This is a genomic window from Paenacidovorax caeni (genome assembly GCF_001298675.1).
Lineage (GTDB): Bacteria > Pseudomonadota > Gammaproteobacteria > Burkholderiales > Burkholderiaceae_C > Paenacidovorax > Paenacidovorax caeni.
In genome coordinates this window covers 14,641-38,071 of sequence record NZ_CYIG01000017.1, presented here as the reverse complement: position 1 = coordinate 38,071, position 23,431 = coordinate 14,641, and the positions used below count along the sequence as shown (strand labels likewise).

General features: G+C 68.5%; 19 protein-coding genes. 5 read left to right on the top strand and 14 right to left on the bottom strand.

All coding sequences use genetic code 11. The features are described from left to right. Positions 1-63: 63 nt before the first annotated feature. Positions 64-1,269, bottom strand: coding sequence for a M20 aminoacylase family protein (locus BN2503_RS09205; protein ID WP_054256361.1), 1,206 nt, complete (start codon positions 1,267-1,269; stop codon positions 64-66). An 88-nt stretch (positions 1,270-1,357) separates the two neighbouring features. On the opposite strand from BN2503_RS09205, the gene BN2503_RS09200 reads away from it, so the two are divergent. Beyond that, positions 1,358-3,403, top strand: coding sequence for a molybdopterin-containing oxidoreductase family protein (locus BN2503_RS09200; RefSeq protein ID WP_054256360.1), 2,046 nt, complete (start codon positions 1,358-1,360; stop codon positions 3,401-3,403). Between the two features lie 40 nt (positions 3,404-3,443). Next, complete coding sequence (locus tag BN2503_RS09195; protein WP_054256359.1) at positions 3,444-4,679, top strand: glycoside hydrolase family 3 N-terminal domain-containing protein; 1,236 nt, start codon at positions 3,444-3,446, stop codon at positions 4,677-4,679. A gap of 20 nt (positions 4,680-4,699) precedes the next feature. Here the strand turns inward: BN2503_RS09195 and BN2503_RS09190 are convergent, their stop codons facing one another. After that, complete coding sequence (locus BN2503_RS09190) at positions 4,700-5,860, bottom strand: iron-containing alcohol dehydrogenase (RefSeq protein ID WP_054256358.1); 1,161 nt, start codon at positions 5,858-5,860, stop codon at positions 4,700-4,702. 111 nt (positions 5,861-5,971) lie between these two features. Beyond that, a complete protein-coding gene (locus BN2503_RS09185) occupies positions 5,972-6,964 on the bottom strand; it encodes a fumarylacetoacetate hydrolase family protein (protein WP_054256357.1) in 993 nt (330 codons plus the stop codon). A 104-nt stretch (positions 6,965-7,068) separates the two neighbouring features. Here BN2503_RS09185 and BN2503_RS09180 point away from each other — a divergent pair, with 104 nt between their 5' ends. The 3 genes from BN2503_RS09180 to BN2503_RS09170 all read left to right on the top strand — a co-directional run bounded on the left by BN2503_RS09180 (position 7,069) and on the right by BN2503_RS09170 (position 9,420). Further along, a complete protein-coding gene (locus tag BN2503_RS09180) occupies positions 7,069-7,851 on the top strand; it encodes an IclR family transcriptional regulator (RefSeq protein WP_054256386.1) in 783 nt (260 codons plus the stop codon). Beyond that, positions 7,851-9,032: a DUF3108 domain-containing protein gene (locus BN2503_RS09175; protein WP_054256356.1), complete on the top strand. Its 1,182-nt coding sequence runs from the start codon at positions 7,851-7,853 to the stop codon at positions 9,030-9,032. Before BN2503_RS09180 ends, BN2503_RS09175 begins: the two co-directional genes overlap by 1 nt. A 97-nt stretch (positions 9,033-9,129) precedes the next feature. Continuing rightward, positions 9,130-9,420, top strand: a complete 291-nt coding sequence (locus tag BN2503_RS09170) for a BTH_I0359 family protein (protein ID WP_054256355.1) — start codon at positions 9,130-9,132, stop codon at positions 9,418-9,420. A 3-nt stretch (positions 9,421-9,423) separates the two neighbouring features. Here the strand turns inward: BN2503_RS09170 and BN2503_RS09165 are convergent, their stop codons facing one another. The 11 genes from BN2503_RS09165 to BN2503_RS09115 all read right to left on the bottom strand — a co-directional run bounded on the left by BN2503_RS09165 (position 9,424) and on the right by BN2503_RS09115 (position 23,430). After that, on the bottom strand, positions 9,424-9,969 hold the full coding sequence (locus BN2503_RS09165; RefSeq protein WP_054256354.1) for a hemerythrin domain-containing protein: 546 nt from the start codon (positions 9,967-9,969) through the stop codon (positions 9,424-9,426). After that, positions 9,966-10,379, bottom strand: coding sequence for a hypothetical protein (locus tag BN2503_RS09160; protein WP_054256353.1), 414 nt, complete (start codon positions 10,377-10,379; stop codon positions 9,966-9,968). The genes BN2503_RS09165 and BN2503_RS09160 overlap by 4 nt, the downstream gene beginning before the upstream one ends. Before the next feature lie 2 nt (positions 10,380-10,381). After that, positions 10,382-11,005 (bottom strand): nitroreductase family protein, encoded by a 624-nt coding sequence (locus tag BN2503_RS09155; RefSeq protein WP_054256352.1) that lies wholly within the window; start codon positions 11,003-11,005, stop codon positions 10,382-10,384. A 65-nt stretch (positions 11,006-11,070) separates the two neighbouring features. After that, the gene (locus tag BN2503_RS09150; protein ID WP_054256351.1) at positions 11,071-12,387 is read right to left on the bottom strand and encodes an NnrS family protein; all 1,317 of its coding nucleotides are present in this window, start codon (positions 12,385-12,387) and stop codon (positions 11,071-11,073) included. Between the two features lie 150 nt (positions 12,388-12,537). Further along, positions 12,538-14,997, bottom strand: a complete 2,460-nt coding sequence (locus BN2503_RS09145) for an adenosylcobalamin-dependent ribonucleoside-diphosphate reductase (RefSeq protein ID WP_054256385.1) — start codon at positions 14,995-14,997, stop codon at positions 12,538-12,540. A 50-nt stretch (positions 14,998-15,047) separates the two neighbouring features. Continuing rightward, entirely contained in the window at positions 15,048-15,725 is a 678-nt protein-coding gene (locus tag BN2503_RS09140; RefSeq protein ID WP_054256350.1) for a carbonic anhydrase, read from the bottom strand. Positions 15,726-15,761: 36 nt separating this feature from the next. Next, on the bottom strand, positions 15,762-16,541 hold the full coding sequence (locus BN2503_RS09135; RefSeq protein WP_054256349.1) for a peptidylprolyl isomerase: 780 nt from the start codon (positions 16,539-16,541) through the stop codon (positions 15,762-15,764). A gap of 98 nt (positions 16,542-16,639) precedes the next feature. Beyond that, positions 16,640-17,377, bottom strand: coding sequence for a respiratory nitrate reductase subunit gamma (gene narI, locus BN2503_RS09130; protein ID WP_054256348.1), 738 nt, complete (start codon positions 17,375-17,377; stop codon positions 16,640-16,642). Further along, positions 17,374-18,075, bottom strand: coding sequence for a nitrate reductase molybdenum cofactor assembly chaperone (narJ, locus tag BN2503_RS09125; RefSeq protein ID WP_054256347.1), 702 nt, complete (start codon positions 18,073-18,075; stop codon positions 17,374-17,376). The genes narI and narJ overlap by 4 nt, the downstream gene beginning before the upstream one ends. Positions 18,076-18,096: 21 nt before the next feature. Continuing rightward, positions 18,097-19,620, bottom strand: a complete 1,524-nt coding sequence (narH, locus tag BN2503_RS09120) for a nitrate reductase subunit beta (RefSeq protein WP_054256346.1) — start codon at positions 19,618-19,620, stop codon at positions 18,097-18,099. Positions 19,621-19,638: 18 nt separating this feature from the next. Next, positions 19,639-23,430 (bottom strand): nitrate reductase subunit alpha, encoded by a 3,792-nt coding sequence (locus BN2503_RS09115; protein WP_054256345.1) that lies wholly within the window; start codon positions 23,428-23,430, stop codon positions 19,639-19,641. Between the last annotated feature and the right edge of the window lies 1 nt (position 23,431).

Sequence of the window (23,431 nt, the reverse complement as noted above, 5' to 3'; positions counted from 1 at the left end):
CGCTACATAATCAATAGCTGCCAGCGCTTGCCCTGTAAGGGCTAGCGCCATTTTTTTTAAAGATTAACCGGGCGCACGGTTCAGCCACGCCTGCGCCAGCCGCACCCAGTAGGTCGCGCCCAGCGGAATCAGCGCGTCGTTGAAGTCGTAGCTCGGGTTGTGCAGCGTGCACGGGCCTGCGCCATGGCCCATGTCGCGGTGGCCGCCGTCGCCGTTGGCGATGAAGCAGTACGCGCCCGGCTTAGCTTGCAGCATGTAGGCGAAGTCCTCGCCACCGAGCGTGGGCTCCTGCGCCAGCACCTTGTCCTTGCCGAGGATGTCCACCATCACCTGGCGCGCGAACGCGGCCTCGGCCGGGCTGTTCACCGTGGGCGGGTAGTTGCGCACGAGCTCGAATTCGCAGCGCGCCTCGTGCGCGGCGCAGGTGTGCTCGGCCACCTGGCGCATGCGGCGCTCGATCAGGTCGAGCAATTCGGTGGTGAAGGTGCGCACCGTGCCCTGCAGCTCGCAGGCATCGGGCACCACGTTGGAGGCCTCCCCGGCATGGATCATGGTGACCGAGATCACACCAGCGTCCAGCGGCTTCTTGTTGCGGCTGACAATGCTCTGGAACCCCTGCACCACCTGGCAGGCGATGGGCACCGGGTCAATGCCCATGTGCGGCATGGCGGCGTGGCTGCCCTTGCCTCGGATGGTGATCTTGAACTCGCTGGTCGAGGCCATCACCGGCCCGGCGCTCACGGCCATGGTGCCCGCAGGCATGCCGGGCCAGTTGTGCATGCCGAACACGGCCTCCATGGGGAAGCGGGTGAACAGGCCATCGTCCATCATCACGCGCGCGCCGCCGCCGCCCTCCTCGGCCGGCTGGAAGATCAGGTACACCGTGCCGTCGAAGTCGCGGTGGCTGGCCAGGTACTGCGCCGCCGCCAGCAGCATGGCGGTATGGCCGTCGTGGCCGCAGGCGTGCATCTTGCCCGGCGCCTGGCTGGCATGCGCGAAGGTATTGAATTCCTGCATCGGCAGCGCATCCATGTCGGCGCGCAGGCCCACAGCGCGCCCGCAGGCACCGCCGTCGCGCCCGTGCACGATGCCCACCACGCCGGTCTTGCCCATGCCGCGATGAAGGGGAATGCCCCACTGCGTGAGCTTTGCGGCCACGAGGTCGGCGGTGCGCACTTCTTCGAAACACAGCTCGGGGTGGGCGTGGATGTCGCGGCGCAAGGCTGCGATGGCAGGCGCCTGGGCGGCGATGGCGTCAATGGTCTTCATGGCAGTTTTCCTTCGATTGGCACAGTCTAGTACAGCACTTTGGTGAAAGTGGAATACTGCTGCGCCTGCCCCCACTCTCCTGTTCGCCATGCTTTCTTCCAACCCCGTGCGCGGCGCCTGCCCGCACGACTGCCCCGACACCTGTGCCCTCTTGACCACCGTGGAGAACGGCCGCGCCGTGCGCGTGCAGGGCAACCCCGCGCACCGCCACACCGATGGCGTGCTGTGCGCCAAGGTCTCGAAATACGCCGAGCGTACGCACCACCCGGAGCGCATCCTGACACCGCTCATGCGCACCGGCCCCAAGGGCAGCAGGCAGTTCACGTCCGTCTCATGGGACGAAGCACTGGCCGGCATCGCCGCGCGCCTGGGCGAGATTGCCGCGCGCGACCCGCAGGCCATCCTGCCCTACAGCTACGCTGGCACCATGGGGCTGGTGCAGGGCGAGAGCATGGACCGGCGCTTTTTCCACCGCCTCGGCGCCTCGCAGCTGGCGCGCACCATTTGCGCCACGGCGGGCGGCGAGGGCCTGGTGCACACGCTGGGCGGTAAGGTGGGCATGCGCGTGGAGTTCTTCGCCGAGTCGCGCCTCATCGTGATCTGGGGGAGCAATTCGATTGGCAGCAACCTGCATTTCTGGCGTTATGCCCAGCAGGCCAAGCGCGCGGGGGCACGCCTGGTGTGCATCGACCCGCGCCGCACCGAGACTGCGGACAAATGCCATGAGCACCTGCAGCTGCTGCCCGGCACCGATGCGGCGCTGGCGCTGGCGCTGATGCACGAGCTGATCGTGCACGATTGGCTGGATCACGACTACATCGCGCGCTACACCCTGGGCTGGGAGGCCCTGCGCGCGCGCGCCCTGCAATGGCCGCCCGAGCGGGCCGCTGCGGTCTGCGGCCTGCCCGTGGCGCAAATCCGCCAGCTGGCGCAGGACTGGGGCACCACCCAGCCCGCCGCCATCCGCCTGAACTACGGCGTGCAGCGTGCGCACGGCGGCGCCAACGCCGTGCGCGCCGTGGCCTGCCTGCCCGCGCTCACCGGTGCGTGGCGCCAGCGCGCGGGCGGGCTGCTGCTGTCCAGCTCGGGCGCCTTCCCGGTGCAGCGGGCTGCGCTGCAGCGCCCCGACCTGCTGGCCGGGCGCACGTCGCGCACCATCAACATGGTGACCATTGGTGACGATCTGCTGCGCCCGGCCTCGCCCACCTTTGGCCCGAAGATCGAAGCCCTGGTGGTCTACAACAGCAACCCGGTCGCCGTGGCGCCCGATTCGGCGAAGGTGGTGCAAGGCTTCGCGCGCGAGGACCTGTTCACCGTGGTGCTGGAGCATTTCCAGACCGATACGGCCGACTGGGCCGACTACATCCTGCCGGCGACCACGCAGCTCGAACACTGGGACGTGCACCTGGCCTACGGCCACACCGACGTGCTGCTCAACCGCCCGGCGATTGCGCCGCAGGGCCAGGCGCGCAGCAATGCGCAGATCTTTCGCGACCTGGCACGGCACATGGGCTTCACGGAGCCGTGCTTCGATGACACGGACGAGCAGCTCTGCCGCCAGGCCTACGGCGAGGCCGTGGACTTCGAGCACCTGTTGGCGCAAGGCTTCGTCACACTGCCCGGCCCGGAGGCGCCCTTCGCCCAGGGCGGCTTTCCCACGCCATCGGGCCGCTGCGAGTTCCATAGCCCGCGCCTGGCCGCGCGCGGGCTCGATCCGCTGCCCGACTACGTGCCCAACCACGAGGCCCCGGGCCAATCGCCACAGTACCCGCTGGCGATGATCTCGCCGCCCGCGCGCAACTTCCTCAACTCCAGCTTCGTCAACGTGCAAAGCCTGCGCGACATCGAAGGGCGCCCCTTGCTGGAGATCCACCCGCAGGACGCCGCGGCACGCGGCATTGCCGACGGCAGCGTGGTGCGTGTGTTCAACGACCGCGGCAGCCATGCCTGCCACGCGGTGGTCTGCGAGCGCGCGCGCCCGGGCGTGGTGAACGGGCTCGGCATCTGGTGGCGCAAGCTGGGACTGGACGGCACCAACGTCAACCAGCTCACCAGCCAGGCGCTGACCGACCTTGGCGAAGGCCCGACGTTCTACGACTGCGCGGTGCAAGTCGAGGCCCTGGCGTCACGGTAACAATACGCAGGTTGGATTACGCGCGCCCGCGCCTTGACCCATGCACTCCTCCACGACGCTCCGCACGCCACCGCAAACCACCCCCGGCACTGCGCCTGCGGCACGCCCCGCCCGGCGCGCCGCCAGACGCCTCCTCGCCTTGGCGGCGGCCAGCGCCAGCGCACTGCTGGCCTCTTGCGGCGGCGGTAGCAGCACGCCGGTACCGCTGACCCTGGAGCAGAAGGTCGGCCAGATGGTGATGATGGGCATTGATGGCAGCACCCCCGATGCCCCGGGCGTGCAAGAAGCGCTACAGCAAATCCGTGCCGGGCAGTTGGGCGGCATCATCCTGTACCGCTACAACATCACCGGCCCCGCGCAGGTGCGGGCGCTGAACCAGGCACTGCAGCAGGCCAACCCGCTGCCCTACCCGCTGCTGATCGCGCTGGACCAGGAAGGCGGTCTGGTGCAGCGGCTGCGCGCCTCGAACGGGTTTGCCGACACGCCCTCGGCCGAGGACGTCGCGGCACAACAAACACCCGCACAGGCCCGCGCCACCTACGGCCAGATGGCGCGCATGGTGGCCGACGCTGGGTTCAACTTCAACTTCGGCCCGGTGGTCGATCTGCGCGGCGACCCCGCCGACCCGTTGCAGCAGGCGGTTTCGCCCGTCATCGGCAAGCTCAAGCGCGCCTACTCCAACGACCCGGCCACGGTGGTGCGCTACGCCGAGACATTCATCCAGGCGCACCACGAGGCCGGCGTGCTCACCGCACTCAAGCATTGGCCCGGCCACGGGCTGGCCACCGGCGACACCCACCTGGGACTGGTGGACGTGACGCAAACGGCACAGCCCATCGAGCAGTGGCCGTTCCAGCAGCTGATCCGCAGCGGCAACGCCGACGCCGTGATGACCGCACACCTGGTCAACCGCAGCGTCGATCCGGACTGGCCAGTCACGCTCTCGCAGCGCTTCATCCAGCCGCTGCTGCGCGCGCGCGACGGCTTCGACGGCGTGGTCGTCACCGACGACCTGCACATGGGGGCCATTCAGCTGCAGCACACGCCCCGCGAAGCGGTGGTGCGCGCCATCCGGGCGGGCAACGACCTGCTGGTGTTATCGAACAACCCGGGCGCTGCCACGCGGGTGCCCGGCTTTCAGCCACGCTATGACATGGGCCGCCATGTGGCCAGCCTGGTGCGCGAGGCGATTGCCAACGGCGAGCTGACCGAGGCCGACATCGACACCGCCTGGCGCCGCCTGGCGCGGCTGCGCGAGCGCCTGGCGGTGCGTTAAAGCACCGCCAGCACCGCCGACTACAGCGCCGCCAGCAGGATGCGGCGCGCCACCTCGGGCGTAATGTCGCGCTGCTCGCCCAGCTTGACCATGCCGTGCGCCTCCAACTGGGCCACCACCGCATCCACGTGCTCAGCCCCCAGGCCGTAAGCGCCCAGGCGCGTAGGCACGCCCAGGCTTTCAAAGAATGCGCGCGTGCGCTCGATGGCGGCGCTGATACGCGCCTCTTCGTCCCCCTCGCGCAGGCCCCACACACGCTCGGCATACTGCAGCAGCTTGGCGCGCTTCGACTCCCGCCGGTCGTTGAGCAACGCGGGCAGCACGATGGCCAGCGTGCGGGCATGGTCAATGCCGTGCAGCGCGGTGAGCTCGTGGCCGATCATGTGCGTGGCCCAGTCCTGCGGCACACCGGCACCAATCAGGCCGTTGAGCGCCAGCGTGGCCGTCCACATCATGTTGGCGCGGTCGGCGTACACCGGCTCCGGCGCAGCCAGGATACGCGGCCCCACTTCAACCAGCGTCTGCAGAATGCCCTCGGCGAAGCGGTCTTGCACCAGCGCGTTGACGGGGTAGGTCAGGTACTGCTCCGTGGTGTGCACGAAGGCATCAACCACGCCGTTGGCCAACTGCTGCGGCGGCAGCGTGTAGGTCTTGGTCGGGTCCAGCACCGCAAAGCGCGGAAAGCAGTGCGCGCTGCTGAAGGGCAGCTTGGCGCCCTTGGCGCGGTGCGTGATGACAGAGCCGTTGTTCATCTCCGAGCCGGTGGCCGGCAGCGTCAGCACGGCGCCGAATGGCATGGCACGCGCGATGTTGCGCCCGCGCTTTTCCAGGATGCTCCAGGGGTCGCCCTCGATGTGCACCGCCGCCGCGATGAACTTGACGGCGTCGATCACCGAGCCGCCGCCCACGGCGAGCAGGAAATCGAAGCTGCCCTCACGGACCTGCTGCACGGCGCGCAGCGCCGTTTCATAGCTCGGATTGGGCTCGATGCCGGAGAACGTCGCGTGGGTCCGCGCGCCCAAGGCCTGGCGCACCTCGGCCAGCGTGCCGTTCTTCTCGGCGCTGGCGCCGCCCACCAGGATCAGCACACGCGCCTGCGCGGGCACCAGGCGATCCAGATCGGCCACGCGGCCCTCGCCAAAGGCAATGTGGGTAGGGTTGTGAAAGTCGAAATTCAGCATAGGGCGTTCCACTGGGTCAAAACATCCAGCGTAGCGCGCTTTGCCCAACCCTGCAGTCGCTCCTGTTTTTGCAGCTGCCAGCGCTTTCTGCATAAGCGCTGGAGCGACTTTTTATTCAGATTCGTGCAGCGCGGCGATCTGCTGGTCGATGGCGCCGAACAGGCTTTGCCCGTCGGCGCCACGCATCTCGATACGGATGGTGTCACCGAACTGCATGAACCCGGTGGACGGCTCGCCGTGCTCGATGGTTTCGATACACCGCTTCTCGGCGATGCAGCTGTAGCCCTTGGCCCAATCCTTGTTGCTCACCGTTCCGCTGCCGACGATGGAGCCGGCACGCACGTTGCGCGTCTTGGCGATATGGGCAATGAGCTGACCAAAGTGAAAGGTCATCTCGGGCCCGGCATCGCACATGCCAACCTTGCGACCATTCCAGGTGGAATGCAGCGCCAGGTGCACGCGCCCGCCCTGCCAGGCTGCGCCCAGCTCGTCGGGCGTGAGGGCCACAGGACTGAACGCCGTCGCCGGCTTGGACTGGAAGAAGCCAAAGCCCTTGGCCAACTCCCCCGGAATGAGGTTGCGCAACGACACGTCGTTGGCCAGCATCACCAGGCGCACGCCCTCCAGCGCCTGCTCGGGCGAAGCGCCCATGCGCACATCGCCGGTGACGACGGCGATCTCGGCCTCGAAGTCGATGCCCATGGCCTCGCTGGGCACCACCACGTCATCGCAAGGCCCGAGGAAATCGTCGCTCGCGCCCTGGTACATCAGCGGATCGGTATAGAAGCTGGCCGGCACCTCGGCACCGCGCGCCTTGCGCACCAGCTCCACGTGGTTGATGTAGGCCGAGCCGTCGGCCCACTGGTAGGCGCGCGGCAGCGGCGCCATGCACTGGCGCGGATCGAACGGAAATGCATGGCGCGCCTTGCCGGCGTTGAGCAGGTCGTACAGGTCCTGCAACTGCGGCGCGAGGAAGTTCCAGTCGTCCAGCACCTGTTGCAGATGGCTGGCAATGCCGGTCGCATAATGGGCCGACCCCAGGTCACGCGATACCACGACCAGTTGGCCGTCGCGCGAACCATCCTTGTAGGTGGCAAGTTTCATGGCGGGTCTCCTGGAACGGCAAGGGCCGCCCCGAATTACGATTGAGTAAACTCATTCAACTAATCGAAAATTCATTTTAGAGCGTGAACACGCTCGCAGTGCAGATGAACAAGGAACGCCTGGGCATACAGTCGGTGGAAGTGGGCTTCGCGTTGCTCGACACCCTGGCGCGCGCCAGCGGGCCGCTCATGCTCAAGGACCTCGCGGCCAGCGCCGGCATGAGTGCAGCCAAGGCACACCGCTACCTGGTCAGCTTCCAGCGCCTGGCCCTGGTAGCGCAAGACATGCGCAGCGCCCGCTACGACCTCGGCCCGACGGCGCTTCAGCTCGGTTTGGCCGCGCTCTCGCGGCTCGATCCGGTGCGCTTGGCGCGTGAACGCATGCCGGCGCTGCGCGAACAACTCGGCCACACCCTGGCGCTGGCCGTCTGGGGCAACCATGGCCCCACCATCGTGCACTGGGAGGAAGCGCCGCAGGCCGTCACGGTCAACCTGCGCCTGGGCGACGTGATGCCGCTGCTGTCTTCGGCCACCGGGCGCTGCTTCGGCACCTACCTGCCCACCGAGACCACAGCCGCGCTGCTGGCGCGCGAGACGGCACTGGCCCGGCGCCAGCAGCGTGCAGACCTGCCCCATAGCGCCGCAGCGGCCCAGACGCTGTGGCACGAAGTACGCGCGCGCGGGCTGGCGCGGGTGGTCGATACGCTGCTGCCCGGCATCGTGGCCTTCTGCGCCCCGGTGTTCGACGCCGACGGCCACCTGGTGCTGGGCATCACCACGCTGGGGCCCGCCGCCACCTTCGACCCGAACTGGGACGGCGCCGTCGCCACGCCCCTGCGCGCTGCGGCACGGCAACTGTCTGCCGACCTGGGCTGGAGCGCGCCCTGATGCCGCGCCGCGCCCTGCTGCTGCTCACGGCCCTGGTGCTGGCCCTGCACGCCCTGGTGCTGCTGGGCCTGCCCGACCTGGCGACACGCCTGCACAGCCCCGAGGTGGCTGCCTTCAGCACCCGCAGCATCGCCCTGCCACCGCCCCAGCCCGCCCCCACCGCGCCGCCGCGCCCCACGCCACCGCCGAAACCCAAACCCAAGCCACAGCCGGCCCCGGTCGCCCAAGATGCCCTGCCCGCGCTGCCTGCCGATGCCTTCCCCACCGATGCTGCCTCGCTGGCCGCCGCCACGGCGGGCGACATCGCCGTGCCGATCGAGCAGCCGCCCGAACGCCTCGAGGCCCCTGCGCAGCTGCCTGTGGCACCCGCGCCTGCCGCGAGCGAGGCGCTGGCTGCCGCCTCTGCCCCCGATGCGCCGGCCAGTGCGCCGCAAGAAAGCACCAGCGCGCCGACCGAACCGCCGGAGCCCCGGGATCCTGGCCTGGCCATCACGCTGCCCGGTGGCGCCAGCGCCCAGGCCGGCGGCGCCGTGCCGCCGCCCGTGCGTGTGCCCCCCCCCACACGCCTGGCGTTCGAGGTGAGCGGCGAAGTCAAGCGCTTCCACTACAGCGCCAGCGCCGAAATGCTCTGGAAGCACGACGGCACGCACTACGAGGCGCGCCAGGAAATCCGCGCCTTCCTGATCGGCTCGCGCGCGCAGACCAGCGTCGGCCAGCTCACCGCGCACGGGCTGCAGCCCCGCCGCTTTGGCGACCGCGTGCGCAGCGAGCAGGCCGCGCATTTCGACTTCGACCAGGGACGCATCACCTTCAGCGCCAACACGCCCTCGGCACCGATTGCGCCGGGCGCACAGGACCGGTTGAGCGTGTTCATCGAGCTGGCGTCGCTGATCGCCGCTGCTCCCGAGCGCTACCCCGAAGGCACCGAGATCGCGCTGACCACGGCCAGCGCACGCTCTGCCAGCCGCTGGGTATTCCGCGTGGCGCAGACCGAGCCGCTGGAGCTGCCCGCAGGCACCATCACGGCGCTGAAGCTGCAACGCGTGCCCGAGGACGAACACGACCAACGCGCCGACCTGTGGCTGGCGCCCAGCGTGCATTACCTGCCGGTGCGCCTGCGCATCACCCAGAGCAGCGGCGATTTTGTCGATTTACGGCTGAAAGAGACCAGCACGCCGTAGGGCCTGCGCTTTCGTGAAATACTGCAAAGCAGCAGCCGGGCCTTGAACTTCCGGGTGCTGGCCGTCATCTGACAGGCAATCGGAAAGGAGGAACGCCATGCAAATGCTCTATGACTCGGACTCTTTCGTGGTGGTTCACATCCTGCCCGAAGCCTTTGAGCCCCCCGGCGGCGATGCGCAGCAGCCGCAGGTGCCCCAGTTGCCACGCCACGGCTTTGAAATCGTGGACAAGCGCTCGGGCAAGGAGGTCTACCTCGACGGCTCGTGGGCCGAAATGTTCCAGCAGCAAATTCTGGCCTGGCAACGCGACACCCCCACGCAGGAAGAAGTCGAGGCCGCGCTGGATCGTTACACCGGGCTGGCGCAGAACCCGGTCATCGTCCACTGACGCTCAACGCGCGCCGCGCCGGCGCGCCATCTCCACGCCCATGGCCTGCTGCGTCGCCTCGGGCAGCAATGCCTGCGCGGCAGGGTAGGCGCTGTCCTCCTCGTGGCGGATGTGCGCGCCATAGCGCGCGGCGAAGCGCGCCAGCAGCGCTTCGTGCTCCGCGCTGAACGCCATCAACTGCCCTTCTGCCAGCGCCTGCAGCGGCACGCGCGCCTGGGCCCAGTCCGCCGCCATGGCGGCGTGGTCGGCCTGCAGCTGCTGCACCAGCGCCACGACCACCGGGCTGCCCTGCGCGAGCAGCGGCGGAAACACGTGCAACTCCTCGTCCTCGTGGTGCAGCGGGGCGGCGATGTCGAAATAGCGCAGCACATCGCGCGCCGCCTGGCGTGCCATGTCGTCGCACGGCGTGTCGTGCAGGTAGTCCTGCAGGCGCTGCAGCAGGCTGAGCATGCGCTGCACGCGCTCATGGCAGGCCTGCAGCATCTCGAAGGGCTGCTCGAAGCCGACGCCGGGCGAATGCAGGCCGGGCAGGGAGGCGGATGCCGTCATTTGAAGTGGACGGGTTCGCCCTGCCGGTCGAATGGCAGCAGCGGACCGAACTGGCCCGCCTTGATCGACTCCACCATGTGCTGCAGCGGTTGCTCGGCATCCGCGCTGCTGGGCGCCTGGCCGCCACGGCCCGCCAGCGCGGCGGCGAACACCAGGCGCCACGGCTGGTGCGGCGCCTCGAACTGCTGAGCCTCGCGCGCCAGCGTGGCAAAGGAGTCCAGCTCCTCGGGCGTTTTGTCCACGCACATCAAGGGCACCAGGGCGCCGCCCTCGCCCTGCGCGAAGCGCGCACGCTGTTCGGAGCTGGCGCCTTCGGGCAGTTCGGTGCCGACGAATACCATCAACAAGCGCTGCGGCTCGGGCTGGGCGCGCGCGGCGCGCAGCAGGTCGTCAAAGTGCTGGATTTGCATGGCTAAGAATTCTCCCACCCCGGCACGATGCCCTCACCCGGAACCAGGGTTCCCACATAGGCCGAGGGCCCTGGGCGCGTGCGCGCGGGCTTGCGTGCCAGCACCGTACCGATGCTGATGAAGCACAACGCCCGCGACGGTGCAGGCAGGCCGAGCAGGCCGCGCAGCGCCACCGACTGCAGGGCCTGGCCACTGGTCAGGGCCGAGCCGAAGCCCAGTGCCGTGGCCATAAGCAGCACGTTCTGCACCGCACAGCCCGCCGACACCAGGCGCTCGTCCCACCCGATGGCCGGGTCGCCACAGGCACCGTCAACCACCAGCACCAGCAGTTCCGGGGCACGAAAGGCCTTTTCGCGTGCCTGCACCAGCTGGTCCGGCGCCGCCTTGGGGTTGCGCTCGGCCAGGGCCTGGGCAAACGCCTCGGCCAGGGCCGGGCGCGCGGCCAGCGGAATGCGCACGAAGCGCCAGGGCAGCAGGCCGCCATGGTCCGGCGCGTGCGCCGCCGCGCCAAGGATGGCCGCCAGCTGCGCCGCATCCGGCCCCGGAGCGCCCAGGCGCTTGGGCAGTACGGTCTGGCGCGCCTGCAGCAGCGCGGCCAGGGCATTGACAGAGAAGGAATCACTCATTTTTCAATAGCTTCCAGCGCTTGATGGGTAAGGGTTTGAGCCGTTTTTTGCATAAATCAAGTTCCTCACCCTGGGCGGCCATCAGCGCGTGGGCGGCCGTACCAGCGGCCCATGCGCAGCCCCCAGGCCAGCACCACCACGGCCCACAGCAGCGCGGCCCACGGCAGCAGGGCCGCGCCCCACGCGGGCCACAGCGCGGCGGCCAGGCGCAGCAGCAGCGCGCCCTGCAGCAGCCAGAACAGGCTCCACAACAAACCATCGGCCACCAGCCGGCGCCCACCATGGCCGCAGGACACGCGCGAGACCATGGCCAGCATCATCGCGCCCATGCAGCCCAGCGCCAGCGCGTGCAGCATGGCCAGCGGCCACACCGCTGTGCCCTGCCAACCGTGCCAGGCATGCGCCGCGCCGCCCAGCACCCAGGCCAGGCCCAGCCAGACGAAGCCCACGTGCAGCATGGCGAGCAGGCGGTTCTTCAGCCCGAGCACACGCCACCACACGCCCGCCAGCCACAGCAGCACGGCGCCCACGCCCAGCTCCAGCATGCCGCGCAGCAGCAGCGCTGGCGCGGACTGGGGCCACCACGCCCCCACCAGCGCGGCGCCCGCCTCGCCCCAGGCCGCCCCGACCATGAGCGCCAGCACCCAGAACGGCCGCCGCGCCGCGATGCCGGGCATGGCGCTGGAGGTGAAGAAGGGAATCATGCGGTGCAGCGCTGCCGCAAAGACCACCAGCACGAAGCCCCACAAGCCGGCCCGCGCCAGGGTTTGCGCCAGAGCGAAATCGCCACGCCACACGGCCAAGCCCAGCGCCGCCAGGCACAGCCAGCCCCCCCCCCAGGCGACCACGATCAGGCGCGCGTGCAGGCGGTCGGCCAGCGGGCTGCACCAGACCAGCCACGCCAGCAGGGCGCCGGTCCAGCCCAAGCCCAGCCAAGCCGCGCCCAGGCCCACCCAGGCCAGCGCCGGGGTCGCCATGGCGCCCCCCAGCCAGGCCAGCCAGCCCAGGGCCTGCAGCACCAGCGGCGCGCACAGCACGCGCACCGGCCAGGGCTGCACCTCCAGCCACTTGGGCAGCGCCGTGAAGCCGAAACCGGCAAAAAACAGCGGCATGAAGCCGAACACCATCACCGCCGCATGCACCACGGCAGGTGGCAATGCGGCCGGCGGCACCCGCCACCATGCCAGCGGCGCAGCCTGCACGCTGGCCCACCACAGGCTGGCCGCGCCCAGCACCACCAGGGCCAGGAAGAAACCCAGCCGGTGCGGCGCCCAGCCCAGCGTGGCCCAGTGCCAGCGCCAGTCAATGCGCGCCAGCGCCTCGGCCGACGGCCGCCCGGCCACCGGCTGCACCGGTATCACAGGCCGCCGCGGTCGCTCCATGTCAGCCCCCCATGGCCCACACCACGGGCGCGGTCCCGGCCAGCAAACGCCGCGCAAGGGCCGCCCCGCCGCGCTGGCGTCGTCCCTCTGCCCGCGCGCAGCGCGAGAGCGGGGGGAAGCCGCGCAGCAGCCCAGGGGGGTGTGCCAAGGCTAGCCGCAAGAACCCATGTGCCCGCACTGGGTGCAGTAGTCGCAGCCGTCCTTGCGAATCATGGCGTGCGCGCCGCACTCGGGGCATTTCTTGCCGGCCATGGGCGGTGGCGTGTCGCTGGCACCGTCCTGTTCGGGGTCGTCCAGCGGCAGACTTTGCTGCACCGGGTCTTGCACGCGGCGCGCCAGGATGTTCTGGATGGCATAGGCCACAGCGGCCACTTCGGAGTCGTGCCACAGCGGCACGCGCGTGCCGTCGGCCTTCTCGTAGGTGCCCAGGCGCACCGGGCCGCGGTCCCAGGCCACTTTGCGCATGTCGGACAGCGCGCGCTCCAGGAAACCGCCGCGCGCGGCCAGCGACAGCAGGCGCATGCTGGAGGTGATCCACTGCTGCGACTCGCTGTTCTGCCCCACGGGCATGAAGAACTCGATGGCGCGGTCCACCGTGCCCTTGCCCACGCCGGTGGGCACGGGCAGGAAGGAGACGATGAGGTACAGGCGCTGGTGGCCGTCCTGCGTCCAGTACTCGATCTTCTCGGCCACGGCCGAGAGGGCGCCTTTGGGGCGGCTCTCGATCACGGTGCGCATCGGGTCGATGGGCTGGCGCTCCTCCTCGCGTGCAGGGGCTGGTGCTGCGGGCGCCGGGGCCGCGGCAGGCGCCGGTGTGGCTTCGAGCACGGCACCCAGGATGGCGTTGGGCCGGTAGGTGGCCAGGCCCTTCAGGCGCGCCTGCCAGGCCTGCAGGTACAGGTGCTTGAAGTCTTCGTACGGGTAGTCAGCCGGCACGTTGACGGTCTTGGAGATCGAGGTATCCACAAAGGGCTGCACCGCCTCCATCATCGCCACGTGGTCGGACGCCGACATCTCCAGCGCCGAGACGAAGTACGGGGGCAGGTTCTTCACGTCGCCGCCCAGGTCACGGTACAGGCGCCAGGCATGGTCTTCCACCTGGTACTCGCTGCGGCTGCCATCGGCCTCGCGCTTGCGGCGCGTGTAGGTCCAGGAGAACGGTGGCTCGATGCCATTGGACGCGTTGTCCGCAAAAGCCAGGCTCACCGTGCCGGTGGGCGCCACCGACAGCAGGTGGCTGTTGCGAATGCCGTGCTGGCGGATGGCGTCCTGCAACGCGGCCGGCAGGCGGCTGGCGAAGGTGCCGGGCGCCAGGTAGCCATCGGCATCGAACTTGGGAAACGCGCCCTTTTCCTGCGCCAGGGCGATGGAGGCGGCGTAGGCGGCGTCGCGCATGCGCTCGGCAATGCGCGCAGCCATGGCGCGGCCATCGGCCGCGTCATAGCGCAGGCACAGCATGGCCAGGGCGTTGCCCATGCCGGTGAAGCCCACGCCAATGCGGCGCTTGGCGGCCGACTCGTCGCGCTGCTGCTGCAGCGGCCAGTAGGTCACGTCCAGCACGTTGTCCAGTGCGCGCACCTGGGTGGCCACCACCTGCTCGAAGGCGTCGAAGTCGAACGCGGGCGCCCCGTCCACGCCGAACGGGTTGCGCACGAAGCGCGTGAGGATGATGGGGCCCAGGTCGCAGCAGCCATAGGGCGGCAGGGGCTGCTCGCCGCAGGGGTTGGTGGCGGCGATCTGCTCGCAGTACTGCAGGTTGTTGTCTTCGTTGATGCGGCCCAGGAACAGGATGCCGGGCTCGGCGAAGTCGTAGGCCGAGCGCATGATGGTGTCCCACAGCTCGCGCGCGCGCAGCGTCTCGTAGACCCACAGCCCGTCGGCGCGCTGGCGCACGCCCGGCTGCTGGCGCAGCTCGCCGCCGGGCTCGGCGCGGTGCACCAGCTCCCAGGCGGTGTCCTGCACCACGGCCTGCATGAATTCGTCGGTCACGCCCACCGACACGTTGAAATTGTTCCAGCGTCCCGGGGTGCGCTTTGCGGTGATGAAGTCGAGCACGTCGGGATGGTCGATGCGCAGCACGCCCATCTGCGCACCACGGCGCGCACCGGCGCTCTCCACGGTGGCGCAGGACTGGTCGAACACGTTGATGTAGCTGCACGGCCCCGAGGCCAGCGAGCCCGTGGCGCGCACGCGCGCGCCGCGCGGGCGGATGCGCGAGAAGTCGTAGCCCACGCCGCCGCCGCGGCGCATGGTTTCAGCCGCCTCGCGCAGGGCTTCGTAGATGCCGGGGTAGCCCGCATCGTCTACACCCTGGATGCAATCGCCCACGGGCTGAACGAAGCAGTTGATGAGCGTTGCCTGGATGTCGGTGCCTGCGGCGCTCATGATGCGGCCGGCGCCGATGGCACCGGCCTGCAGGTTGGCGAGGAATTTGGCCTCCCACTCAGCGCGGCGGTCTTCGGCCTCGACCGAGGCCAGGGCGCGCGCCACGCGCGCGTAGAGCTCCTCGACGCGGGTCTCGCCCGCCTTGAGGTATTTTTCGCGCAGCACATCCAGGCTGATGGGCTGTATGGCGGACTGGGGCGCGGGGGCGGCTTGTTTGCGTTTCATGGATCGGCTTTCCTTTTCACTGCGCGGGGCGGGCAGCCGATTGTCCATTTTTAGTCAACCAGCACCTGCCCATCGTGTTCTACATAGGGGGGATAGGGGCCCGTGCCACTGTTCGACGCCTGCGAGGCCGCAACGAAGCCGCCGGTACGCACGTCGAACACGTGAACTTCCCCTTCCTCGATCACATAGTGCCAGCCATGCAGGGTGATGGTGCCCGCCTCGACGCGCGCGCGCACCATGGGGTAGTTCATCAGGCGCTCGAGCTGCAGCACCACGGCGCGCTGTTCGGTGCGCCGCAGGGCCTCGGGGCCGGGCTGCACCGGCAGCATGGCTTCGCGGCCCAGATCGAGCCAACGGCGCAGATTCTGCGCCTCGGGGGAGACTTCGCCGTACAGCGCCTTGATGGCCCCACAGTGGCTGTGGCCGCACACCACGATGCGGCTGACATTCAGACTGAGGACCGCGAATTCTATGGCCGCGGCGGTGCCGTGGTGGCCGTGGGAGCCATCGTAGGGCGGGACGAATGCGCCCACATTGCGCACCAGGAAAAGCTCGCCCGGCTGCGCGCCGGTGAGCAGGTAGGGCACCAGGCGCGAGTCGGAGCAGCCGATGAAAAGCGTCGTCGGGTGCTGGCCGTCGTCCACCAGCGCCTGGAAGCGCTCGCGGTACTGCGGGTATTCGTCGAGATGGAAGCGGCGCAGCCGCTGCAGCAGTTCGTCGTCAGGCATGGGGCACTTTCTGGCGGCGTCCTGGCGACGTGGCCGCTACTGCACCAGCGGCGTGTCGGCCGCGTCGAGCTGCACGCCTTCGATCTCGGCGGCGCCGGCCAGCAGTTGCAGGTACTGGCGCAGTGCGTTCACCCAGGCTTGCTGGCGCAGCAGCAGGGCCACGCTGGTGTGTACCTGCTCGAAGGGCAGCGCCTGGCCGGGCTGGCGCTCGCACACCTCCACCACGTGCAGGCCGAAGCGGCTGTGCACCAGGCGCGAGAGCACGCCCACCTCTTGCGTGCCGAAAATCTCGCGCGCGAATTCGGGTGCGCAGTCCTCGGTGGCGAGCCAGCCCAACTCGCCGCCGTCCTGGCCGCTGGGGCAGTTGGACCACTGGCGCGCCGCCTGGGCAAAGCGCGCGCCGCCGTCGTCGGCGCAACGCAACTCCAGCAACAGGGCCTCGGCGCGCTGGCGCAGCTGCTTGACGTCGACTCCGGGGGTGACGGCGAACAGCACGTGGCGCAAGCGCACACGCTCGCCCTGCCCGCCCAGCGTGGGGTGCGCGGCGTGGTAGCGCCGGCAGGCGTCCTCGGACGGCTCGGGCACCTGCAGCGCCCGCTCCAGCAGGCGCTCGATGGCGTCGCTCGCCGCAGCGCTCGTGGCGCCATCAAGGTCCGGTGTGTCGGTGGCGGCCAGCAGCCCTTCGCGCTGCGCCTGCTGGCGCAGCAGCTCGGTACAGGCGCGCTGGCGCAGCGCCTCGGGCGGCAGCAGCACGCCTGGCGGGTGCAAGGCCACGCCATTGATGCGGGCCACGGAAATCTGGGCGGTGGCGGTCATGGGGTTTCTCCTGCTTTGATAGCTGCTTGCGCTTGCCTTGCAAAGATTTCAAATTAATTCAATGCCTAAATCATTGCGTGGCAAGCGCTGACAGCTCTTTAGTTCATAGCACCACGGTTGCCGGGCTGGTTGTGGCCAGCGGGCAGGTTCAGGCGCCGGGCGCGCACCAGCTGGTATGGCCGCGCAATGTAGGCCAGCGTGCCGAAGCCGCTCCACACGTGCACCAGGCGGGTGAAGGGGAAGACCAGGAACACGGTCATGCCCAGCGCCATATGCAGCTTGAACACCCAGCCCACGTTGGCCAGCAGCTCCACCGCACCGGTGCGGAAGGTGACGATGCGCTGCGCCCATTCGGCCAGCAGCATCATGACCGAGCCGTCCAAGTGCTGGGCCGACAGCGGGATGGTGGCCAGGCCGAGCGCGAGCTGGACCCACAGCAGCCACAGCAGCACGATGTCGCTGGTCTTGCTGGTGGCGCGGATGCGCACGTCCGACAGGCGGCGGTGCAGCAGCAGCGTGACGCCGATGAAGGCGAGCAGCCCGGCGATGCCACCCGAGACCATGGCCATGAGCTGCTTGGCGCCCGCGCTCATGAAGTGCTCGTAGACGAAGTGCGGCGTGAGCATGCCCACGCTGTGGCCAAAGAACAGGAACAGCACACCGACATGGAACAGGTTGCTGCCCCAGCGCAGGCTGCCGCGGCGCAACAGCTGCGAGGAGTCGCTTTTCCAGGTGTACTGGTCACGGTCAAAGCGCGCCCAGCTGCCAATGAAGAAAACGGCCAGGCAGATGTAGGGGTACAGGCCGAACAGGAAAGTATCGATCCAGGCGGTCATGGCGAGACTCCTTGGGAAGAAGAGGAAGCGCGCGGGTTGCGCACGAAATGCAGCGGCTGGGCCTGGCCCGGGCGGTTTTGCCCCTGGGTGGCGCAGCCGTCGAAGGCCTCGGGCTCGGCCCAGGTGTCGTCCAGTCCGGGCTCGGGCGTGATGGCCACGGCCTGCACACGCTGGCCCGTCACTTCGAGCACAGCGGCGATCACGCAGGCGTACGGGTTGCCCCGGTTGGCCAGCGCGGTAAACAGCGCATTGAGGATGTGGGCCACCTCGCCGAGGAACTCGCGCGCCACCGCGGGCGGCTGGGTGGAGGCAAACTCCAGCACCACGCCCAGGTGGTCGGGCAGCTCAGGCGCCTCGAAATGCAGGCCAGCCTGCTCGTAGGTCTGCAGCAGGTCGATGAGCGCAGGGCCGCGCTCACGCGAATCGCCATGCACATGCTCGAACAGGTGCAGCGAAGTCTGGCGGCCGCGGTCGAAGGTATCGACGTAGCGCGCCTCCGCCTCCATGGGCTCCATGGCGCAGAGCTGGCGGCACAGGGCCTCGATCTCCTGCATGCGCTCGGGCGGAAGCGACTGCTCCAGGCGCAGCGCGTCAAGCAGCGCAGGCATCTGCGCACGCAGCTCCGCGTTGGGATAGCCCACCAGGCGGGCCAGGGCGCGCAGCGTCAGGCGCAGCGATTCCGGGGTTTTCTTGAACATGGCTTGGTTCTCCCTGGCGGCTTACACCGTGGCCTTGATGGGGATGGTGCGGCGCTTCTTGCCGCCGAACATGCTCACGTCGGTCGATCCGTCGGAGCAGCCGTTGCCGAACGAGAAGCCGCAGCCGCCGCGCAGGTCGAAGGCGTTCTCGGCGTACTCGCGGTGCGCCGAGGGGATGACGAAGCGGTCCTCGTAGTTGGCAATGGCCATCACCTGGTACATGTCCTGCACGTCGTGCGCCGTCAGGCCCACCTGCTGCAGCACGGCCAGGTTCTCCACCCGGTCCACATGCATGCCGCGCTGGTAGGCGCGCATGGCCAGCATGCGCTCCAGCGCCCGCACCACGGGGCCGGTGTCGCCGGCGGTGAGCAGGTTGGCCAGGTACTGCACGGGGATGCGCAGCTGCGACACATCGGGAATCTCGCCGTTCACGCCCAGGTGGCCGGCGTTGGCCGCCGAGGTGATGGGCGACAGCGGCGGCACGTACCACACCATGGGCAGTGTGCGGTACTCGGGGTGCAGCGGCAGTGCGATCTTCCAGTCCACGGCCATCTTGTAGACCGGGCTGTTCTTCGCGGCTTCGAGCCAGGCGTCGGGGATGCCGTCGGCACGCGCCTGACGGATGACGTCGGGGTCGTTCGGGTCGAGGAAGATGCCGAGCTGCGCCTCGTACAGGTCGCGGTCGCGCTCCACGCTGGCGGCTTCCTCGATGCGGTCGGCGTCGTACAGCAGCACGCCAAGGTAGCGGATGCGGCCCACGCAGGTTTCAGAGCACACCGTAGGCTGGCCGGCCTCGATGCGCGGGTAGCAGAAGATGCACTTCTCGGCCTTGCCGGTCTGCCAGTTGTAGTAGATCTTCTTGTACGGGCAGCCCGAGACGCACATGCGCCAGCCGCGGCACTTGTCCTGGTCGATCAGCACGATGCCGTCTTCCTCGCGCTTGTAGATCGAGCCCGAGGGGCACGAGGCCACGCACGCCGGGTTCAGGCAGTGCTCGCACAAGCGCGGCAGGTACATCATGAAGGTGTTCTCGAACTGGCCGTACATGTCCTTCTGCACCTGTTCGAAGTTCACGTCGATGCTGCGCTTGGCGAACTCGCCGCCGAGGATTTCCTCCCAGTTCGGGCCCCACTCGATCTTCTCCATGCGCTGGCCCGTGATCAGGCTGCGCGGGCGCGCGGTGGGCGCGGCCTTCATCTCGGGCGCCGACTGCAGGTGGTCGTAGTCGAAGGTGAAGGGCTCGTAGTAGTCGTCGATCTGCGGCAGGTTCGGGTTGGCGAAGATGCGCATGAGCAGCTTCCACTTGCCGCCCTGGCGCGGGACGATCGACCCGTCAGCCAGGCGCGTCCAGCCGCCGTTCCACTTGTCCTGGTTCTCCCACTCCTTGGGGTAGCCGATGCCGGGCTTGGTCTCGACGTTGTTGAACCAGGCGTATTCCACGCCGGGGCGGCTGGTCCAGACGTTCTTGCAGGTGACCGAGCAGGTGTGGCAGCCAATGCACTTGTCCAGGTTCAGCACCATGCCGATTTGTGCGCGTACTCTCATCGTGTTTCTCCTTGTCGCTCAGGCATGTGCGGCGGACGGGGCCGAAGCTTCTTCGTCCATCCAGTCGATGCGGCGCATCTTGCGCACCAGCACGAATTCGTCGCGGTTGGTGCCGATGGTTCCGTAGTAGTTGAAGCCGTAGCTGTACTGCGCGTAGCCGCCGATCATGTGGGTCGGCTTCAGCACCACGCGCGTGACGGAGTTGTGGATGCCGCCGCGCGTGCCGGTGATTTCCGAGCCCGGGGTGTTCACGATTTTTTCCTGCGCGTGGTACATCAGCACCATGCCGGGGTTCACGCGCTGGCTCACCACCGCGCGGGCCGCGATGGCGCCGTTGGCGTTGAACAGCTCGACCCAGTCGTTGTCGACGATGCCGCCGCGCTTGGCGTCGTCTTCACTCAGCCAGATCACCGGGCCGCCGCGGTTGAGCGTGAGCATGTGCAGGTTGTCGCTGTACGTGCTGTGGATGCCCCATTTCTGGTGCGGCGTGATGAAGTTCAGCGCGATCTCGGGATTGCCGTTGGGCATCTTGCCCTCGACCTCGTGCAGCGCCTTCAGGTGCACCGGCGGGCGGTAGGCGCAGAAGCCCTCGCCGAAGTCGCGCATCCAGGGGTGGTCCTGGTAGAACTGCTGGCGGCCCGTGAGGGTGCGCCATGGAATCAGCTCGTGCACGTTGGTGTAGCCAGCGTTGTAGCTGACTTTCTCGCTCTCCAGCCCGCTCCAGGTGGGCGAGCTGATGATCTTGCGCGGCTGCGCCTGGATGTCGCGGAAGCGGATCTTTTCATCTTCGCGGTGCAGTGCCAGGTGCACGTGTTCGCGCCCGGTCTGCTTACCCAGGGCCTCCCAGGCCTTGCAGGCCACGTGGCCGTTGGTCTCGGGCGCGAGCATCATCACCACCTCGGTGGCGTCGATGTCGCTGACGATCTTCGGCCGCCCCTGCGTCACGCCCTCCTCGCGCACGCGGCCGTTGAGGTCGCCCAGTTGCTCCACCTCGGTCTGGGTGTTCCAGGCGATGCCCTTGCCGCCGTTGCCGATGCGGTCCATCAACGGGCCCAGGGCCGTGAAGCGCTTGTAGGTGTTGGGGTAGTCACGCTCCACCACGGAGATCTGCGGCGCCGTCACGCCGGGGATCAGATCGACCTCGCCGCTCTTCCAGTCTTTCACACCGTAGGGCTGCGCCAGCTCGGCCGGGGTGTCGTGCATGATGGGCGTGAGCACGACTTCCTTCTCCACGCCCAGGTGGCCCGTGCAGACTTCGCTGAAGGCCTTGGCGAAGCCCTTGTAGATCTCCCAGTCGCTCTTGGCCTGCCAGGCCGGGTCCACGGCCGCCGACAGCGGGTGGATGAACGGGTGCATGTCGCTGGTGTTGAGGTCGTTCTTCTCGTACCAGGTGGCCGTGGGCAACACGATGTCCGAATACAGGCAGGTGGTGCTCATGCGGAAATCGAGCGTGACCAGCAGGTCCAGCTTGCCTTCAGGCGCCTGGGCGTGCCACTGCACTTCTTCGGGCTTGGCATCCTGCGGGCCCAGGTCCTTGCCCTGCACGCCGTGGGTGGTGCCCAGCAGGTGCTTGAGGAAGTACTCGTGCCCCTTGCCCGAACTGCCCAGGATGTTGGAGCGCCACACGAACATGTTGCGCGGCCAGTTGGCAGGGTGGTCGGGGTCCTCACAGCTCATGGTGAGCGAGCCGTCTTCGAGCGACTGCACCACGTAGTCCTTGGGGTCCATGCCGCGCTTTTGCGCGTCCTTGACCACCTGCAGCGGGTTGGTCTGCAGCTGCGGCGCACTGGGCAGCCAGCCCATGCGTTCGGAGCGCACGTTGAAGTCGATCATCGCGCCCTGGTAGGCCTGGCGGTCGGCCAGGGGCGAGAGAACTTCTTCCACGCCCAGTTTTTCGTAGCGCCACTGGTCGGTGTGGGCATAGAAGAAGCTGGTGGAGTTCTGCTGGCGCGGCGGGCGGATCCAGTCCAGCGCAAAGGCCAGCGCCGTCCAGCCGGTTTGCGGACGCAGCTTTTCCTGGCCCACGTAGTGCGACCAGCCACCACCGCTCTGGCCGATGCAGCCACACATCATCAGCATGTTGATGATGCCGCGGTAGTTCATGTCGCAGTGGTACCAGTGGTTCATGGCCGCGCCGATGATGACCATGGACTTGCCATGCGTCTTGTCGGCGTTGTCGGCGAACTGGCGCGCGATGGCGATCACCTGGTCGCGCGGCACGCCGGTAATGCGCTCCTGCCATGCCGGGGTATAGGGCGCGTTGGCGTCATAGCCCTCGTAGGCGCCCTCGCCGGGCAGGCCGCGGTGGATGCCGTACTGCGCCGCCTGCAGGTCGAACACCGTGGCCACGGCCACGCGGCCCTGCACGCCCTCGCCGCTCAGGTCGAGGTGGGTGACGGGCACGCGGCGCACCACCACGTCGCCACCCTGGTCGTTGGCGCTGAAGTTGGGCGTGGCGATGCCGCCGAAGTACGGGAAGGCCACGTCGGCCACGTCATGCGCCTGCGCGCCGTCTTCGAGCACCGAGAGCTTGAGCTGCACGTCATTGCCCGTGCGCGCCTCTTTCGATTCGAGGTTCCACAGCCCCTGGTCGTCACGACCGTCCTTGCCCCAGCGGAAGCCGATCGAGCCGTTAGGCAGCGCCACCTGGCCGTCGGTGCCGTAGGCCACGGTCTTCCAGTCGGGGTGGTTGGTCTGGCCCAGGTGGCCCTCGAAGTCGCTGGCGCGCACGTAGCGGCCCGGCACCATGACCGTGCGCCCGTCGGGCAGCGTCTTTTGCTCCAGCACCACGAGCAGCGGCAGATCGGTGTAGCGGCGCGCGTAGTCGTCAAAGTACGCCGAGCGCTTGTCGAAGTAAAACTCCTTGAGGATCACATGCCCCATGGCCATGGCCACGGCGGCATCGGTGCCCTGCTTGGGGTGCATCCACAGGTCGGCCAGCTTGGCCACCTCGGAGTAGTCGGGTGTGACGGCCACGACCTTGGCGCCCTTGTAGCGCACCTCGGTGAAGAAGTGGGCGTCGGGCGTGCGCGTCTGCGGTACGTTCGAGCCCCAGGCGATGATGAAGTTGGAGTTGTACCAGTCGGCGCTCTCCGGCACGTCGGTCTGCTCGCCCCACACCTGCGGACTGGACGGCGGCAAGTCGCAGTACCAGTCGTAGAAGCTCATGCACACGCCGCCAATCAGGCTCAGGTAGCGCGAGCCTGCGGCGTAGGAAATCATCGACATCGCCGGAATCGGCGAGAAGCCGATGATGCGATCCGGGCCATGCTTTTTGATGGTGTAGACGTTGGCCGCAGCGATCATCTGGTTGACTTCGTCCCAGGTGCTGCGCACGAAGCCGCCCAGGCCGCGCTGCTTCTGCCACTCGCGCCGCGCACTGTCGTTCTCGACGATGGCGGCCCAGGCATCGACCGGACTCTTGGCCACGGTCAGCGCCGCGCGCCAGTGCTTGAGCAGGCGCCCACGCACCATGGGGTATTTCACGCGGTTGGCGCTGTAGAGGTACCACGAGTACGACGCACCACGCGCGCAGCCGCGCGGCTCGTGGTTGGGCAGGTCAGCGCGCGTGCGCGGGTAATCGGTCTGCTGGGTTTCCCAGGTGACGATACCGCCCTTGACGTAAATCTTCCACGAGCAAGAGCCCGTGCAGTTCACGCCGTGGGTGGAGCGCACGATCTTGTCGTGCGCCCAGCGGTCGCGGTAGGCATCTTCCCAGGTACGGTCTTCGCCGTTGGTCTGGCCGTGGCCATCCGAGAAGGTTTCACGCGGCTGCGCGAAGTAAGAGAGACGGTCGAGAAAATGACTCATC